We start from the raw sequence: 17432 nt of genomic DNA, 5'->3' as shown, positions 1-17432 counted from the left end.
GCTTCACCCTTTCGGCCTCACGGCTTTACCGTGGCGCGGAGCCCTCGCCGAACCCCGAGTATAAGGGCGTGCCGCCGCGGCTGCCGGGATCGCAGCCCGGAAAACCGCAAGCCCAGACAATCGGCGCCGCTTCGCCGGCCGCATAGTTGCGGTTCCGTCATCGGTTTTTGCCGGGGCGGGCGACATTCCCGCCTGGCGGACATCGGTGCACATCCATGCATATCGGCACCTATCCATACGAACGCGCGAGCCATGAACCTGCTGCTCTACTTCACAACCGTGCTCATCTGGGGCACGACCTGGATCGCCATCAAATGGCAACTCGGCGTCGTTCCGCCGCCTGTCTCGATCGCCTACCGGTTCTGGCTGGCGGCGCTGGCGATGTTCGTTCTCATGCGCCTCGCCCGCCGCCCGCTCGCGGCGCCCCGTGCGGCCTGGCCGTTGCTGGCGGGCCAAGGCGTCGCCCTCTTTTGCGTCAATTTCCTCTGTTTCTATTACGCCGAGCGGATCGTGCCGAGCGGGCTCGTCGCCGTGGTGTTCTCCACCGCGCCGCTCTTCAACGCCGTCAACGGCCGGCTCTTCCTCCGCCGTCCCCTGCAGCGCACCGCCATCGCCGGGGCCGTGCTGGGGCTGGCCGGCATCGTTTGCCTGTTCGCGCCGGAAATGGCCGGGCATGCGGGCGAGGCGGGGATGTGGACGGGCCTTGCGATCGCGCTCGTCGGAACTATGGCGTTTTCGGCCGGCAATCTGCTCTCGAGCCGGATGCAGGCGATGGGGCTGCATCCCACCACCACGAATACCTGGGCGATGCTGATCGGCGCCACGCTGCTGACCGTGGGCAGCCTTGCCGCCGGGCTGCCGTTCGCGCCGGAGCCGAGCGTACGATACGTCGGCGCAATGCTTTACCTCGCCATCCCCGGGTCGGTGATCGGTTTCACGACCTACCTGATGCTCGTTGGCCGCATCGGGCCCGAGCGCGCCGCCTATTGCACCGTGCTGTTCCCGTTCGTGGCGCTGGCCGTTTCGACCGTGTTCGAGGGCTACCGCTGGTCCGCGTCCGCCGTGCTCGGCCTGCTGCTCGTCGTCGCCGGCAATCTCGTCGCCTTCGATCTGCTGGGCCGCCGCGCACGGGAACGGCGGCACGCCGATCCGGCCCGCATCTGAACCGGAGCCGAGCGCATCCCGGTATTGGGCGAATCGTCCGAACTTTTTCGCGGCATGCGCCGCGGCCGGCCTCTTTCGCTAGCGTAAGCGCCTTTACGTAGCGAAAGCGGCGCGCGACGCGCCGCGAGGACGTCGCCCGATGACTCGAAACCGCGTGCGGCGCAGGCTCATGGCCCGGCGCCTGCGGCTATGCCGCTCGCTATGCCGCGGCGCCACGCTGCCTGGCCGCTACGACCGCATGCTGCTTTTCGGCGGCGGTGTCGTCATGACGATTCTGGCGCTGGCCGTTGCCTCGATCGGCATTGCGCACCGCTTCGAGCGCTGCATCGACGATTGGCGCGCCGAATTTCTCGCACAACGCGATTTCGTCAACGCGTCGGTCGAGCGCAATCAGGCGCGCCTGCGTCACATGGTCGAAACCTACGAAGCGCTCGCGCACGTCCACGAGCGCGATGCCGTTCCCACCGAGCGTTATCGGCGGCTGCTCGAGCGCACGAACGGCGTCGTCGTCACCGAGGAGGACGTGGGCGCGGCGCCGTTCACACTCTTTTCCACGCTCACGGGTGACGGCGACAGCGACCGTCTGGCCATGCTGCTGAGGCTCGTGCGCGAGATCTCGCCGGGCTCGCTGCTGCGCCAGCGCCGCGCAACCGAAGATATCGGCGGCTTTCTCTACACGGAAGACAAGCGCTTCCTTGCCGCCTGGCCACCGCTCGGCGCGGCAAGGACAGCCGACGCCTGCGCGGGCGGCATAGAGCCCACGATCGCGCATTACGTCGCGAGCGTGGATGCCGAGCTGCGCAAGCACTCGGAAGCCGACCTGCGGCGCGACCGCGTGTTCTGGGTCGCGCTTTACGATTCGCCGATGTACGGCACGCTGGTCAAACACTACGCGGCGCCGATCTACCGCGACAATGCGCGCATCGCCGTGCTCGTCGTGACGGTGCCGGCCACGCAGATTCCCCGGCTCTTCCAGCCGGCGGTGCACGATCCCGACTTCTTCATGGTGTCGCGCGATCGCCGGCATCTGCTGGGGCTCGACGAGTCGAATCCGCGCAAGCGGCGCTGGGTGTCGGCGCTCTTCGAAACGCCTTCCGTTTTCGATATGGCCGACGAACGGGTGCGGTTCGTGCGGCGGCGCGGGGATTTCTTCCTCGTGCAGCGGATCGCGGGGCCGCAGTGGATCGCGGTTTCCGCCTTCGACTGGCGCACGATCCTGGCGAACCTGAGTGGCCCCGTCTGCTGGACCGTGGCCCTCACCTCGCTCGTGTTGGCCGTGCAATGGGCCTTCATCGTGCTGATCGACCGGCTCGTGCTCGCACCGCTGCGAGTGCGCGCGCGGCGCGTCTTCGAAAGCGAAGCGTTCAGCCGCACCGTACTTGCAACGGCACCCGTGGGGCTGACGGTGTTCGACCCGTCGACGCAGCGCATCGTCATGCAAAACGGCATCGCGCGGGCGCTGCTCGCCGGATCGGGCGACGAAGCGGGCTTTTACCGGCGCCTGGTCGAAGGGCCGCCACGCCGGCGCCGCGCCGCGCGCCGGCAGATGCGGCGTCACGCGTGGCCGGCCCCGGGCGACGCCGTGCGTACGGTCGAAGTAACGGTGGCCGCGGCGGACGGGCGACGCCGCGAGCTGTCGGTGGCGCTCGCGCGAGCGCGCTACCGCGAGCAGGAAGTCGTGCTTTGCAGCTTGACCGACATCAGCCGTCAGAAAGAGACGGTGCGCCTGTTGCGCCGCGCGCGGCACGCGTCGGACGAAGCCAGCCGCGCGAAATCGATGCTTGTGGCGACGATCAGCCACGAGATCCGCACACCGCTTTACGGCGCGCTTGGCAATCTCGAGCTGCTGTCGTTGGAGCGCCTTGCGCCGTCGCAGGCCGCCCGCGTGGGGTCGGTGCGGCGCGCGTTCGATGCGCTGCTCGCGCTCGTCGACGATGTGCTCGATGTCTCCAAGGCCGAAGCGCGGCAACTGCATCTGCATGTCGAACCGTTTCGCGTCGACGAGCTCATCGAGCGATGCGCACAGACCTTTGCGCCGGCGATCGCGGCCAAGGGGCTGCGCTTTTCGTGCCTCGTCGAGCCGGCAGTGGCCGGCACCTGGCACGGCGACGGGCGCCGCGTGACGCAGGTCGTCACGAACCTGCTCGGCAACGCCTGCAAGTTCACGCAGCACGGCGCGATCACACTGCGCGCGAGCGTGGCGGCGGGAGCGGACGGGCGTGAGTCGATCGTCGTCTCCGTGGCCGATTCGGGCATCGGCATCGCATCGAGCCAGCAGGCCCGCATCTTCGAGCCCTTCACCCAGGCCGACGGTTCGATCGGCCAGCGCTTCGGCGGCACCGGCCTCGGGCTTTCACTGTGCCGCCGGCTCGTCGAGCTGATGGGCGGGCGCATCGAGGTGAACAGCGCCGAGGGCCGGGGCGCGATCTTTACGGTCCGGCTCGAATTGCCGCGGGAACCGGCTCCCGAATCCGCCATGCCGCTCCCGCCTGTCGAGCCGCCGGCTTTCGATGCGCTCGTCGTGGCCTGCGAGAGCGCCGCGTGGCAGGCGAACCTCGTCGCGCAGCTGCGCCAGCGCTTCGAGCCCGCCGTGCGCGTGGTCGAGGCCGGCTTCGCCGAAGCCGTCGCGCCCGGCTGCGCTCGCTCGGTCCTCATACTAGGTGTGCACGCCGATGTCCTGCCGGCCGCATGGCGCAACCTGCGTGCCGCTTATCTCGATATCGTCGTCGTGTCCGAGCGTGGACCGCTGCATCCTCAGCGGCGCTTCGAGGCATTGCATGTCACGGCGCTGTCCGCAGCCAAGCTGCGGCTCGCGCTTGCGGCATGCGGCAGGCAGGCTGGCCAGGGGCAGGTGCCGGCGCCGCCGGACTATGCGCATCCGGCGCCTGCGCGCACGGTACACTGCGCGGCGCGGATTCTCGTCGTCGAAGACGATCCGGTCAGCCGCACGCTGCTTGCTCACCAGCTCGAGGTGCTCGGATATCGTTACATCGACCTCGCGGGCGATGGCGAGGAGGCGTTGGCGCGTTGCCTGCGGCAGGCCTACGATCTCGTCCTCGCCGATCTCTGCATGCCGACGATGGGGGGGCGCGAATTGCTCGCGGCGCTGCGGGGCAAGGGAATGACGATGCCCGTCATTGCGCATACCGCCGCGCCCTACGATCCGGCGCTGGCCGAGCACGAGGGTTTTGCGCGTCTCGTGCACAAGCCGCTTACGCTGGAGTGCTTGCGCGCGGCGCTCGAGGGCGTGCTCGGCGATGCGTTCGCCGGCAGCGGGGCAACCACCGGGGCCATCGGCAGTGCTGTCGCGTTTTCCGCCGCGCTGCGCAATGTGTTTGCGGCCACCTGGAAGGACGACGATGCGAGGCTCGCGGCGGCCATTCAGGCATCCGATCGCGAGGCGCTGCTGCAGACGCTGCACCGGGTCAAAGGCGCTTTGCTGGCTCTTGGCGAGCACGACGTCGCGATGCGCTGCGACGGTTTGCGCGACGAACTCGCCACCCGCGGGGTGGCGGCAATCGCTGGCCGGCTGGCGGCGCTGCGCCGCCGTATCGGCGCTGTGGCAGGGCCGGCCGTATCCGATGGCGCTTCGAGCTGAAGCGGCGGTATGTACCCTATCGGAGACGCGGGCCGTCGTGACTGTTCCGCTCTGTAGCGAGCCCGGGTAGCTCGGGCGGCTCAGGCGACCCGCGGGCCCAGGTACCGCCTGCCGATTTCAGCCGCTATGTGTCAGGCACCGCTTTTGCTCGCGCAGACGGGCTGGCGCAATGCATCGGGTCCGCGCACACTACTGCGCAGTAGCTTGTAGCGCCATTGGCGCGGCCCATCGCGGAGGGATCTGACGATGAATACGCAAAGCAGCGAATTCAGCGAATTGCAGGCAACGATCGACGCAATCGCGCAGCCTGGCAAGGGACTGCTGGCCGCCGACGAGAGCAGCCCCACGATCGCCAAGCGGTTCAAGACGATTGGCGTCGAGTCGACGGAGGAAAACCGCCGCGCGTGGCGCACCCTGCTGCTCGGCACGGCGGGCCTGGGAGAATTCGTGAGCGGCATCATTCTCTATGAGGAAACGCTCGGCCAGTGCGCCGACGACGGCGAACCGCTACCGCAATTGGCCGCGCGCCAGGGCATCGTGCCCGGCATCAAGGTCGACAAGGGCAAGATCGCGCTGGCGCACGCGAGCGGCGATGAAATCACGGAGGGGCTCGACGGCCTGGGCGAGCGGCTGCAGCGCTACAAACAGCAGGGGGCACGCTTCGCGAAGTGGCGCGCCGTGTACAACGTTTCCGATACCTTGCCGAGCCGGCTGGCGATGGAGGCGAACGCCGAGGGGCTCGCGCGATATGCGGCGATCTGCCAGGAAGCGGGCATCGTGCCGATCGTCGAGCCCGAGGTGCTCATGGACGGCGATCATTCGATCGAGCGCTGCGCGCAAGTGACGGAAGCCGTGCTGCACGAAGTCTTCCACGCGCTGCATCGGCATGCGGTCGTGCTCGAGCACATGCTGCTCAAGCCGAGCATGGTGGTGGCGGGCAAGGAGCATGCGCGGCAGGCGAGCGTGACGGCTGCGGCGGCGAGCACGGTCACGGTGCTCGGTCGAACCGTGCCGCCTGGGGTAGCCGGCATTTTCTTCCTGTCGGGCGGCCAGACACCCGAAGAGGCCACCGCGCATCTCGATGCGATCAATCGCACAGGCAGGCGGCCCTGGCCGCTCAGCTTCTCGTATGGTCGCGCGCTGCAGGAGCCGCCGCTGAAAGTATGGCGTGGTCAGCCCGGGAACGTGAAAGCGGCGCAGCAGGCGCTGCTGATGCGGGCCCGGCTCAATTCGGCGGCCTCGCTCGGGCGATACGACCCTGAAGACGAGACGCGCGGCCGATAACGTACGCGCCGCCGCGCATGTAAGTGAGCCGTAAAGAAATAAGGCGGGTTGCCGTTAAGGGATACGTGCGCCGATGCGGCGCATGTGATTTCTTACCGGAGCCGCCGTGAAAATCGGGCATCGCCTCGCAATTAGTTTCGCAGTCCTAATCTTTTTGATCTTCGCGATGTGTGCTGTTGCCGTCGTCAACATGGCGCGCATGGCCGCCGGCACGGATTGGCTCGTTTCGCATGACTGGCGTGCCGACAAGGAGGTCACGCGAGCCATCGACAACGAGCGGGGCAGCATCGCACGCGTGTTCCAGATCGTCTCCGATCCGTCCCCGGATCGCATGCGCGAGGCGCGCGAGCGTTCGCGCGACAATCAGATCGAGTACGACGATGCATTGAAGAAGCTCGGGCCCTACATGCTCGATGCACCGGGCCAGGCCGCGCTTGCGGATGCGGCTGCAGCGGGCCGAGCCTACGATGCATCGATGATGCAGATCATCGCCCTCGTCGATGCGGGCCGGCGCGATGAGGCAGCAAAGCTCGCATACGGCGATACATACGACAAGCTGCACGCATTCGCCGACAAACTGCGTGCGCTGAGCCAGTACCAGGCGAAGCTCGCGGGCGAGACGATGCACGAGAACGATCGTCTCGCGTCGCTCTCGCGCACGATCATGATCGTCGCCACGTTGCTTGCCGCCGCAATCGGTGCGGCACTCGCATGGGCCGTCACGCGCCGCATCACGGGGCCGCTGGCACGCGCTGTATCGGCCGCCAATCGCGTCGCGTCGGGGGACCTCACGACGCAGCTTACGGCCGAGGGGCGCGACGAGATTGCCGATCTGCTGCATGCGCTCAATCGCATGACGCAAAATCTCGCCGACGTCCTGCGCGAAGTCGCCAACGTCTCGGCTGCCGTGACCTCGGCTTCGCAGGAAATCGCCTCGGGTAATCTCGACCTGTCGCAGCGAACCGAAGAACAGGCAGCTGCACTCGAGCAGACCGCGGCGAGCATGGAGGAACTCACGAGCACGGTCAGCAACAACACCGGCCATGCGCATCACGCAAACGAGATGGCGGAGCGGATGTCGCGCGACGTTGGTGCGGGAACGAGCGCCGTGGAAGAGGTTGTCGTGACGATGCAAGGGATTACCGAAAGCTCGCGCAACGTCGAAGGCATCATCAGCGTCATCGAGGGCATTGCGTTCCAGACCAATATCCTCGCGTTGAACGCGGCTGTCGAGGCGGCGCGTGCGGGCGAGCAGGGGCGGGGCTTCGCCGTGGTCGCAGGCGAGGTGCGCACGCTTGCGCAGCGCTCGGCCACCGCCGCGCGCGAAATTCGCGATCTGATTGCCGAATCCGCTTCGCGCGTGGGTGCCGGTGCGGACATTGTGCGCACCACGGGCGACACGATGGCGGGCATTCATGCGGACGTCGTGCGCGTGAGCGGGCTCATTGCCGAGATCGCATCGGCGTCTGACGAGCAAAGCCGCGGCATCGGCCAAGTCGGCACGGCCATTTCGCAGATGGACCACGCCACGCAGCGCAACGCGGCGCTCGTCGAGGAAGTGGCCGCGGCGGCACAGTCGCTCGCGGAACAGGCCCGTCGCCTGCAGCACACGCTGGCGCGGTTCCGGTTCGCGCGCGAGGCAGTGCCGGCCTGAGTCCCATCACACCGCGGAGGGCGCGAATATAAAAAGGGGCGAGCCCGGCAACGGGCCGCCCCTTTGGTCGTTTGGTGTTCGCCGCTTCGGCCGCTTCGTCCGCTTCCGCCCGGCGTGGTTGTTCGCTGGCCGATACGTCAGTGCAGAGCCATCTGTACGACTTTGACGACGACGAGCACCACTGCGATCACGAGGTAGCCGCGCAGCGCGCCCATCCAGACACGCGTGGACGCGCTCAGCCGCGGCGGCGGCAGCGTCTCGAGCGGCGGCATGCGCCACTCCTCGCGAGGCACGGCCGTCTCGGCTGTGGCTTCGGCATGGTCCACCACGGCGTGCGCGGCCGCGGCGCGGCGGGCATGCGGCACGAACTGCAGGGCCAGATAACCGAGTGCGAAGACGGCGGTGCCAGCGCCAAGGATGAAGACGATCGCTTCACCGGAGATGCCGGGGTACATGGTTGCGGCCGTCAGCACGATCGAAAGCACGACGAGTGCCGCGATGACTGCGCCCGTGAAGAGATTGAGCCTGCTCGAATTGACCCACGGGCCGAGCACCGCGCGGTCGTTGCAGAGAATCAGCAGGAACACGGTCGCACTCGGCAGCAGCACGCCGGCGAGCGTCTGCACGGCCTCGGTCAGCAAGCCGAGCGGCGTGCCGGGCATCAGCACGAGCGCGGCCGCGAGCGCGACGATGCCGAAATAGACGAGATAAAAGCCCTTTGCATCGGCCACGCCGCGATGCAGCGAATGGCGGATGCGAAAGACGTCGCCGATCGCGTAGGCGGTTGAGAGCGAGACGGCGGCCGCGCCGATGATCGAGGCGTCGAGCAGCGCGACGGCGAAGATCGTGGCCGGCACGCGTCCCACGTACTGGTGAAGCCCCGCGATCACGCCGCGCGCATCGGTGAACTGGCCCGCTTCGGGGCGGCCCGAGAACAGCGCGGCCGTGAAGGCCATCATGGCGATGGCGCCGACGAGCACGAACACGATCCCGATCCAGAGGTCGATTTTTTCGTACTTCATGAAGCGCGGAGTGATGCGCTTGTCGATGATGTAGCTCTGCTGGAAGAAGAGCTGCCAGGGCGCCACGGTCGTACCGACGATCGCGATCACGAGCAACATGACGTCGGCGAGCTTCGCATGCGCCGGCCAGTGCGGCACGGCGAAGTCGCGCGCGATGACGCCAAGCGGCGGGTGAACCGACACCAGCACTGGCACGAGTATCAGGCTCGCCACGCACAGGGCGATGGCGAAGCGCTCGAAGCGGCGGAAGTCCCCGGTGCTGACGGCGGCCATCGTCAGAACCGCTGCCATGCCTACGCCGGCCACCTTCGGCACGCCGAGAAAATCGAGCGCGAACGTGATGCCGATGAATTCGGTGACGATCGTGAGCGCGTTGAGCAAAAAGAGGTCGACGACGCTGAAGGCCCCCCAGAACTTGCCGAAGCGTTCGAAGATGAGCCGCGCGTGGCCGACGCCGGTCACGGCGCCGAGGCGCAGGACCATTTCCTGATTGACGTAGAGCACGGGGATCAGCAGCGCGAGCGTCCAGAGCAGCGTGGTGCCGTAATTCTGGCCGGCTTGCGTGTAGATGCCGAACGCGCCCGCGTCGTTGTCGCCCACCATGACGATGAGACCCGGTCCGAGGATCGCGAGGAGCGTACGAATGCGTGCCCCCCAACTGCGGCGCGGGGCGGTGTCGTGATGCGCGATGGTGCCGAAGGCGCCCTTGATGTCGCCGACGTGCGCCTCGTCGAGCACGGCACTGCGTGGCGGAGAAACGCGTGCGGGTGTGGACATGATTATTTTTCCCCTTCGGTGAAGCAGGTGTAGCGAAACGGCACGGCTCGTCCAGGTTGCGTCCACACCGTGCGGGCGCGCGTGACGCGTGCGAGCCAGGCTCGCAACGCGCCGGCGCGCACACGACCCGGGCCGGGCGTGACACGGCGGCGGAGCGAACGCATCGAGCGCGTCTGGCGTCTCGAGCGGATCGCACGCACGCGGTTACGCACGGCGGCGTGTGGCGGCCATTCGAATCGATGCGCGAGGAAATACGGGAAGAAGCTGCGGCATGAAACCGCGACGCGCACCGTCTGCCTTTCGGCACGGACGGTGGCTATGGGAAGGATCAGCGCAAGTCGTGCCGGTCAGGCGGAAAAACAGTTCGAAGGTCGACTACTGCAACTGTCCAAGGCGGATGCCCCCATCTGTGAAATTACATGCATTTTAGTTGCCGGTTGAAAACACAGTCAACACGAAATGCCGCGCATGCGTGCATTTTGCGTGCCGACCGTGCGCCGGTCGGCACTTGGCCGCGATTGTGGCGTTGCGGCGGAGCCACACAGTCCGAACCCAAAGGGGAAACCCAGAAGGGAAGAACGACGACGGCCGATCGCCCATGGTTCGTCGTCCTTACGATGCCCGCCTTGGCTGGGCGCCAAACCCCCGCTTTGGGCTTAAGGGTTTCAGCCGCGGATGCAATGGCGATCGAGGGTGGCCCTCGCACGGGGCCGCAATACTCAGCAGTCCGAAGTATCGCCGGTGGCCCGATTGCCCAGCTCGCCTACGAGCGAGTCGACCAGCGAGCGCATGCGCTGCCAGTGGGAGCCTTCCCAGAAGATCCGTTTGCAGACGTCGCAGGTCACGAACCGGGCCTGCCGCTCGTACACGCCGTCGGGCACACGGCCGTGCGCCTCCGGCTTCTCGATGCGGCGAAGCGGCGCGTTGCACAAAAGGCAGAGCCGGAATGCACGCGTGCTGCGGGCAAGATCGAGCCGGTCGTAGAGTTCGCGCAACTGAGCCTGCGGTTTCAGTGCGCGCACGTAGCAGCCATGCGTGATGGTGCGGCGTTTGAGCAGCTCGCGGTCGCGCGACAGCACAATGCGGCCCTCGGCGGCGGCGATGGCTTCGATTTCGTCGTCAGCGAAATGATTGTCGTAAAGCGTGTCGAAGCCTGCGAGCCGGAGCAATTGGGCAAGTCCTCCCAGATGGGCGTCGGCGACGAAACGGATCGTGCGCAGCGGCTGCGGGCGCACGCGCAGGAGCGGCGTGATGTCGAGCGATTCGAACTTGGGATAGACGGACACCCGGTCGCCATCCTGCAGCACACGCTCGAAGCCGGCCGATTCGCCGTTCACGAGAATCAGTTCCACCTCGGTATGCGGCACGCCTAGCGCTTCGATCATATGTTTGGTGGTCGCGGTACGCGCACAGGCGCACGCGAACGCGCGCCGGCGCAGCGGCGGGGCCAGGAAGTCGTTGAGCTCCTCGTAGAAGCGGAACGTGGCGGTAACGGACGGCATACCGCCAGTATCGCACCGCCGGCCGGTGCTTTCCCGCGCCTATGCCGGCCGGCCTGCACGGCGAGCGGGATCGTGCTTTACTGCGCTCTTCTCGAGGGGGAAAGGCATGGATATCGGGTTCATTGGCCTGGGCGGCATGGGTCGCGCAATGGCCGAAAACATTCTGAAAGCGGGGCATCGGCTGCGTGTCTGGAACCGCTCGCGCGAGCGTGCCGAACCGCTCGCGGCGCTTGGCGCGCAAGTGGTGGACACGCCCGCCGCGGCGTTCGCCGGCGATGCCGTGTTCTCGATGCTGGCGGACGACGCCGCGGCGCGCGCGGTCTTCGACGCCAGCCTGCTCGAGCAGGCGCCGCGCGATCTCGTTCACGTGAACATGGCCACCGTGTCGGTGGCGTTGGCCGAAGCGCTCGCACACGATCACGCGGCGCGCGGCATCCACTACGTCGCGGCACCCGTGATGGGGCGGCCCGACGTGGCGGCGGCCGCCAAGCTGACGATCGTCGCGGCCGGCCCGGCGGAGGCGATCGACCGGGTGCAGCCGGTGCTCGACGCAATCGGACAAAAGACGTGGCGGCTCGGCTCGCTGCCGCAGCACGCGAACGTCGTCAAACTGGCGGCGAATTTCACGCTCGCCGCAGCCGTGGAAACACTGGGCGAGGCGTCCGCGCTGCTCGCGGGGCACGGCGTGGCGATGACGGACTTCCTCGACGTCATCACCTCGAGCGCGTTCCCGGGCCCCGTCTATGCGGGCTACGGCAAGCTCATTGCGCAGGACAGCTACGAGCCGGCGCAGTTCAAGGCGCGGCTGGGGCTCAAGGACGTGCGCCTCGCGCTGGCCGCGGCCGATGCGTGCACGACGCCGTTGCCGGTGGCCAGCGTCGTGCGCGACAGCCTGCTCGATGCACTCGCTCATGGCGAAGGCGACATGGACTTTGCCGTGCTCGGGCGCGTGGCCGCGCGCCGTGCGGGGCGCTGAGCGCGCACGGCGCCAGTGCGCGAGCGGCGCGGCATGCCGGGCGCGCTTGGGCGGGCTTGGCAAAGCGGCGCGCGGCATGGCGCGTCGGTGCCCGGCGCAGCTGTGACGGCGAAAAGAGACCAAACTGAACCGGGCGCCGCGCACGCGCCCAACGCATAATGACGCTTTCGTTTCGATTTCGATTTCGTCAAAGGCGGCGTTCATGAGCATGCACACGTGGTGGCTTTTCGTGGCCACCGTTTTCGTCGTCTCGGCCATTCCCGGGCCGAACATGCTGCTCGTCATGACCCATAGCGCGCAATACGGCCATCGGCGGGCGTTTGCGACGATGGCGGGTTGTCTCAGCGCGCTGATCGCGATGTTGTCGATATCGGCTGCGGGGCTAGGCGTCTTCCTGCAAGCGTGGCCCGCGATGTTCGATGCCTTGCGCATCGCCGGCGCGGCCTACCTGATCTATCTCGGCGTCAAGTCCTGGCGGGCCGTACCCACGGCGGACTCCGCCGCCTCCGCCGACTCCACAGCGGCACCCGATACGCCCCGGGCCGGCGCCGCTCGCACGCCCGCCGCGCTCTACCGCAACGGCTTTCTCGTGGCCGCCAGCAACCCCAAGGCGATTCTCTTCGCCGCGGCCTTGTTGCCGCAATTCATCGACGCGAGCCGCCCGACGCTGCCGCAATTCGGTGTGCTCGTCGCCACCTTTGCCGTCATCGAGGTCAGCTGGTATCTCGTTTATGCGGCCTTTGGCGTGCGCGTCGGCGCCACGCTGCGCAGTGACCGGGTGACGAAGGCATTCAACCGACTGACCGGCGGGATTTTCGTGGGCTTCGGCGCCATGATGGCACTCGTGCGGCACTGAGCCCGTCCGGCCCGCTTTTCACTTCTTTCTCTTCCGGTCCCCTCCGGTTTTCCGGCTCGAGTCCATCGGCAGCCGCCTGCGGGCGGCTGCCCGGTTCTGCATGATTCGCACGCGATGCTGTCTGCCCGAGGCCGTCCCGGCCGCAGCGGCGCGCGGCCACTTGTCGGCTTCCGCCACGCGGCTCTTGGCTGTTACTGGACGACGCGACGCGCGCGGCCAGCTATCCCCAGCGTGCAGGCGGCGCCTGCAAAGGCGAGTCCGACCGCGCATACGCCGCTGAATCCATATCCGCTCCAGGCTGTCCCGGCCAGCCACGCACCGAGCGCGCCGCCCACGAAGAACACGCCGACGAAGAGGCCGTTGAGCCGCGCGCGCGCCGCCGGCTGCAGCAGGTTCACGGCACGCCGGCCCAGTGTCTGGTCGGTGACCACGCCGGCATCGAGCAGCGCGGCGCTTGCGACGAGCAGCGCCAGCGCCAGATGACGGTGGGCGGCCGCATCGAAGCCGAACCAGCCGGCGCCGGCCACGCCGCACGCAACGAGCGCGACCAGCATGGTCAAGTGCGCGAGCAACAAGGCCGTGCGGCCCCAGCCACGGTCCCCCGCTCGCCCGGCAAGCGGCGTGACGACGACGCCGGCCGCGCCGGCCAGCGCGAAGGTGCCGATGCCATAAAAGCTCAGCCCGAACGGTGCTTGCGCGAGCCGCAGACCGATGGCGGTCCAGAATGCGCTGAACGCTCCCATTGCGAGAGCCGCCGAAAAGGCCCGGCGCTGCAGTACGTGCTCGGTGCGCAATAGGGTCCAGAGCGAGCGCAGCAGAATGCGATAGGGCGCGGATGAAGGCGGCGAGCGCCGTGGCAGCCGCATGGTCAGGACGATGGCGAGCACTGCGTCGGCAGTGGCCGCGAGACCGTAGAATGCGCGCCAGCCGAGCGACCCGGCAATGGCGCTCGCGAGCGGCCTCGACAACAAGATCCCGAGCATGAGCCCGCTCATTACATTGCCGACGGCGCGGCCGCGCTCCGCCTCGGGCACCATCGACGCGGCCATCGGCACGAGCATCTGGATCGCGCTCGAACTGGCGCCGGCGAGGAACACGGCGGCGAGGAAAAGCCCGCTCGACCGTGCGCAGGCCGCTACGGCGAGCAGCGCCGCACAGGCTGTGAGCGTGCGCACGACGAGCCGGCGGTTCTCCACGAGATCGGCAAGCGGCACGAGCAGCACGAGGCCAAGCGCATAGCCGAGCTGCGGCAGCATGGCGACGGAACCCGTGAGACCGGGCGGCAAGGCGAGCGCATGCGCGATTGGCCCGGTAAGCGGTTGGGCTGCGAACAGATTCATGACCATGACGCCGGTCGCGGCGGCGAGCAACCCGGTCAGCGCGGCGCTGAGTGCCGGGCGGCTATCTAGGCTATCTATAGCGGCGGCGGCTGCGGCAGCGGCCGCCGCCGGTGCGGCATGCAGTCCGGTGGCGCAGCGGCGATCCGGGCACAAATCGGCAGTGTGGTTCATCGGAGCGTTTCCCTCGATTAACGGGTGGGTCTATCGTAGGGTGGCTCGCGTTATGCGACAATTGAATTATGTCGATATTGATTATGCGGAGAAGTTTGTGAATACGCGTGATCTGGAAGCGTTCGTCTCGGTCGTCGACCATGGCTCGCTTGTACGAGCGGCAGCGCAACTGCACTTGACGCAGCCGGGGCTCACCCGGCGCATCCAAAATCTCGAGACCTCGCTCGGCATGCCGTTGCTCGATCGGCAAAGCAAGCCGCTCAAGCCTACCGTGGCGGGGCGCGAGGCTTACGCGCTGGCTCGCACCGTGTTGAGCGCGCTCGACGATCTTCTCGCGCTGGGCAAGTCCGACAGCGAGCCGACGGGCGAGCTGCGCATCGGCGTGCCGCCGTTCCTGTCCGAACTTTCGCTCGAAACGCCGATCGACCGCCTGCGCGGGTCGTTTCCGCGGCTCACGCTGCGTGTGACGGCGGCGTGGTCGCCCGCGCTGCTCGAGCGCGCGGTACGGGCGGAGGTCGATGCGGCCGTGGTCATGATGCCGGAGTCGGTCGCGTTGCCGGAGAGCTTGAGCACGACGTTGCTGGCCCGACAACCCACGGTGATCGTCGCGGGACGTGCGCTCGGATTGATGCCGGACGGTCCGGGCGGCATGACCAAACCACGCTTCGCGCTGGCGCAGCTTTCGCGTTATCCATGGGTGTTGAATCAGGATGGCTGCGGGATGCGTTCCGCACTTTCCCGCGCATTGCATCGCGAAGGCTTGCCATTCGATGTCGCCGTCGAGGCCTTCGGCTCCGATCTGCAGCTCTCCCTGGTGGCGCGCGGTGTGGGGCTGGGGATTGCGACGCCTGCCGTGCTCGAGCGCAGCCCTTACCGGGACGCTTTGCAGCCGCTCGACGTGAGCGATTTCTCGGGCGGACTCAATGTGTGGCTCGTGCATGGGTCGTTGCCGGGGCGGTTGGCGCGCCCCGTCGCGCTGCTGCGCGAGACGCTGGGCGAGGTGTTGGCCGCGACGGGCTGCGAGCGCCCCGCGGCGGTAATCGGGACTCCTGCCTGAGCGGCGAGGCTTGCCGCTCGATGCTGGCCGATGCAGAGCCCGCCAACGCGTGAGCGGGACGTGCTTTGCCGTGCATGCTTGGCCGCCGATCATGGGACGCACCGGTTTGCACGCAAATTGCGTCTTCGAAACGGGAGCGCTCGTGTACGAAGCGCTCCGAACCGGTCCGCCGTGCCGTTCGTCGCACATTCTGAAAAAAACTTTGCCAGCGCGTCTGAAAAACCTCTATTTTTAACGGGACGCTGAGCTCAGCCGGCCGATCGCTCGTACGACACGCCGCGCACCGGTGCGCGGGCGGTAACACGAGGTATGACAAACGATGAAATCTCATTGGCCGGGCGTCGGTCGAAACGAGACAGCGACGGCGAACCCCACCGAACCACCCGAGGCCCGCGCCGTCGGGGCGTCAACCGTGCCGCAGCGCAAGCGCGTGCTGGTCGTGGACCGGGACGGCGATGCGCGCGCCGGCCTCGCCAATCTGCTCGAAAGCATGGGCTACGATGCACTCGTGGCCAGCGATGCGAAACAGGCCCTTGAGATGGCCGGGCGGCTTACCCCCGATGCGGCCCTCGTCGATATCGGCGCGCCGCAGCTCGAAGGCCTCGCCGTGGCGCGCGCCTTGCGCGAGAGGCTCGGCACGCACGCTCTTTTACTGATCGCGATGACGGGATGGGGCCAGCCGCAGTACCGCGACATGGCGCTCGCCGCGGGCTATGACGTTCATTGGGTCAAGCCGGTCAGTGCCGATCAATTGAATTTTCTGCTGTCGATGACGCTGGTATGACTGTTGTAAGTAAGCAACGAATGCTGGCGTAGAAGTGGGGTCTGTTGCAACGCACCAAGCGGTTTGCTAGAGTAGGAACTGTCTCCTCCATGTCTCCTCTGATATGGATTCAGCCCGCCACTTGGCGGGCTTTTTTTTGGCCATTGTCGGCTCCATCGGCTCCCACGGGGGCGCAAGGCCGGTAGCGGCAATGCCGGATCCGGATCCAGGCGCGATCCAAGGGCGGTGCGGGTACGGTGCGGGTGCGGTGCGGATGCGGTTCGGGCGGGCGGCAAGTGCGATCCAAGTGCAGAAACCGCCGATTGACACCCGCCTGTCGGACCTGTACGTGCAGTTCGTCGGCATAACGGCGCAGGGGCATGGCCCCGTTCCGCTCAAAACCGGTACGACACCGCCAGGAAACTAATGAGCGGATCGGCCTTGAGCTGACCCTCGGTCGTCCCGAGCACGCTTCCGTCGGCGGCCTTTATCGTCACGGTGGACTTCGTCTTGAGCGGAATGTAGGTCAGCGACGCCGTCACGCCCCAATGCTTCGAGATGCTGTACGAGCCGCCGAGGTTGAACACGGGCGCCCATGATGGCGATGCTTTCGCCTCGACGGTTGTCGGGCCAGGCTTATTGGCGCCCGCCGCCAGCACGGCGCCGAGGTTATTCTGGGTTGCCGCGACGAAATTGGGATTGAGCTGGATGCTCGAGAACCAGTTGTACGACACACCCACGCCCACGAACGGCCGAAAGCGCGCGGTCGCCGAAGCGAAGTAGTACTGCAGCAGCACGGCGGGGCTCCATTGACGCACGCTCTTGACGATCGGCTCGTTGGACGGTGCGTCGAGGTCGAGCGTGCCGAGGGCGGCGGCCGGGCCCGGCGGCACGATCTTGCCGCGGCCGTAGAGTTTGAACGTCGGCGGCACGCCGGCCACCGTCGTGAGTGCGATATGGTCGGTGAAGAAGTGGCTGATCACGAGCCCGGCCGTATCGGCTTTGCTCGTCGAGAGACCCGTCCCCGACGAGGTGAACGAACTCGGCAGCCGCAGCGGCGTGTCGATCGGCTGCGGAGAAACGTTCGTCGTGAGCGGCGTGCTCGAGTCCTGCGGCATGACGTGAAACCAGCCGAGCGTCACGACGTTGTCGCCGGCCTGCTGCGCATGCGCTGCGCCCGAAATCGCGCCGACGGCCGATGCGGCGCACGCCGCGGCGTAGAGCTTTTTCATTGTCGACTCTCCCAGTCCTGAATATGACGGGCCGCG

At 67.3% G+C, this 17432-nt stretch carries 12 protein-coding genes; 8 read left to right on the top strand and 4 right to left on the bottom strand.

The window, feature by feature from the left end:
* Nucleotides 1–252 precede the first annotated feature (252 nt).
* The 4 genes from U0034_RS08465 (at nt 253) to U0034_RS08450 (ending at nt 7700) form a co-directional block, all read left to right on the top strand.
* Nucleotides 253–1164, top strand: coding sequence for a DMT family transporter (locus U0034_RS08465; RefSeq protein ID WP_085228684.1), 912 nt, complete (start codon nt 253–255; stop codon nt 1162–1164).
* A gap of 139 nt (nt 1165–1303) precedes the next feature.
* Nucleotides 1304–4762 carry a hybrid sensor histidine kinase/response regulator gene (locus U0034_RS08460; protein ID WP_085228685.1) on the top strand — a complete coding sequence of 1153 codons (3459 nt, stop codon included), beginning with the start codon at nt 1304–1306 and terminating at the stop codon, nt 4760–4762.
* A 246-nt stretch (nt 4763–5008) separates the two neighbouring features.
* Nucleotides 5009–6046: a class I fructose-bisphosphate aldolase gene (locus U0034_RS08455; RefSeq protein ID WP_085228686.1), complete on the top strand. Its 1038-nt coding sequence runs from the start codon at nt 5009–5011 to the stop codon at nt 6044–6046.
* Between the two features lie 166 nt (nt 6047–6212).
* Nucleotides 6213–7700, top strand: a complete 1488-nt coding sequence (locus U0034_RS08450; RefSeq protein ID WP_327197050.1) for a methyl-accepting chemotaxis protein — start codon at nt 6213–6215, stop codon at nt 7698–7700.
* Nucleotides 7701–7837: 137 nt separating this feature from the next.
* Here the strand turns inward: U0034_RS08450 and U0034_RS08445 are convergent, their stop codons facing one another.
* The gene (locus U0034_RS08445) at nt 7838–9499 is read right to left on the bottom strand and encodes an NRAMP family divalent metal transporter (protein ID WP_085228688.1); all 1662 of its coding nucleotides are present in this window, start codon (nt 9497–9499) and stop codon (nt 7838–7840) included.
* 719 nt (nt 9500–10218) lie between these two features.
* On the bottom strand, nt 10219–11001 hold the full coding sequence (locus U0034_RS08440; RefSeq protein ID WP_085228690.1) for a Mut7-C RNAse domain-containing protein: 783 nt from the start codon (nt 10999–11001) through the stop codon (nt 10219–10221).
* Between the two features lie 106 nt (nt 11002–11107).
* Between U0034_RS08440 and U0034_RS08435 the strand changes: the two genes are divergently transcribed.
* Together U0034_RS08435 and U0034_RS08430 are read left to right on the top strand one after the other, a co-directional pair.
* Complete coding sequence (locus U0034_RS08435; protein WP_085228691.1) at nt 11108–11977, top strand: NAD(P)-dependent oxidoreductase; 870 nt, start codon at nt 11108–11110, stop codon at nt 11975–11977.
* Between the two features lie 202 nt (nt 11978–12179).
* Nucleotides 12180–12833 (top strand): LysE family translocator, encoded by a 654-nt coding sequence (locus tag U0034_RS08430; RefSeq protein WP_085228692.1) that lies wholly within the window; start codon nt 12180–12182, stop codon nt 12831–12833.
* A gap of 191 nt (nt 12834–13024) precedes the next feature.
* Here U0034_RS08430 and U0034_RS08425 read toward each other — a convergent pair whose 3' ends face one another.
* Entirely contained in the window at nt 13025–14344 is a 1320-nt protein-coding gene (locus U0034_RS08425) for an MFS transporter (protein ID WP_085228693.1), read from the bottom strand.
* 97 nt (nt 14345–14441) lie between these two features.
* Between U0034_RS08425 and U0034_RS08420 the strand changes: the two genes are divergently transcribed.
* A complete protein-coding gene (locus U0034_RS08420) occupies nt 14442–15401 on the top strand; it encodes a LysR family transcriptional regulator (protein ID WP_085228743.1) in 960 nt (319 codons plus the stop codon).
* Nucleotides 15402–15720: 319 nt separating this feature from the next.
* Nucleotides 15721–16185 carry a response regulator gene (locus tag U0034_RS08415; RefSeq protein WP_085228694.1) on the top strand — a complete coding sequence of 155 codons (465 nt, stop codon included), beginning with the start codon at nt 15721–15723 and terminating at the stop codon, nt 16183–16185.
* Nucleotides 16186–16559: 374 nt separating this feature from the next.
* On the opposite strand, the gene U0034_RS08410 is transcribed toward U0034_RS08415, so the two are convergent.
* The gene (locus U0034_RS08410) at nt 16560–17396 is read right to left on the bottom strand and encodes an OmpW/AlkL family protein (RefSeq protein ID WP_085228695.1); all 837 of its coding nucleotides are present in this window, start codon (nt 17394–17396) and stop codon (nt 16560–16562) included.
* Nucleotides 17397–17432 lie beyond the last annotated feature (36 nt).

It is taken from the genome of Trinickia caryophylli (assembly GCF_034424545.1).
GTDB lineage: Bacteria > Pseudomonadota > Gammaproteobacteria > Burkholderiales > Burkholderiaceae > Trinickia > Trinickia caryophylli.
This window is presented reverse-complemented; position numbering and strand designations above follow the sequence as displayed.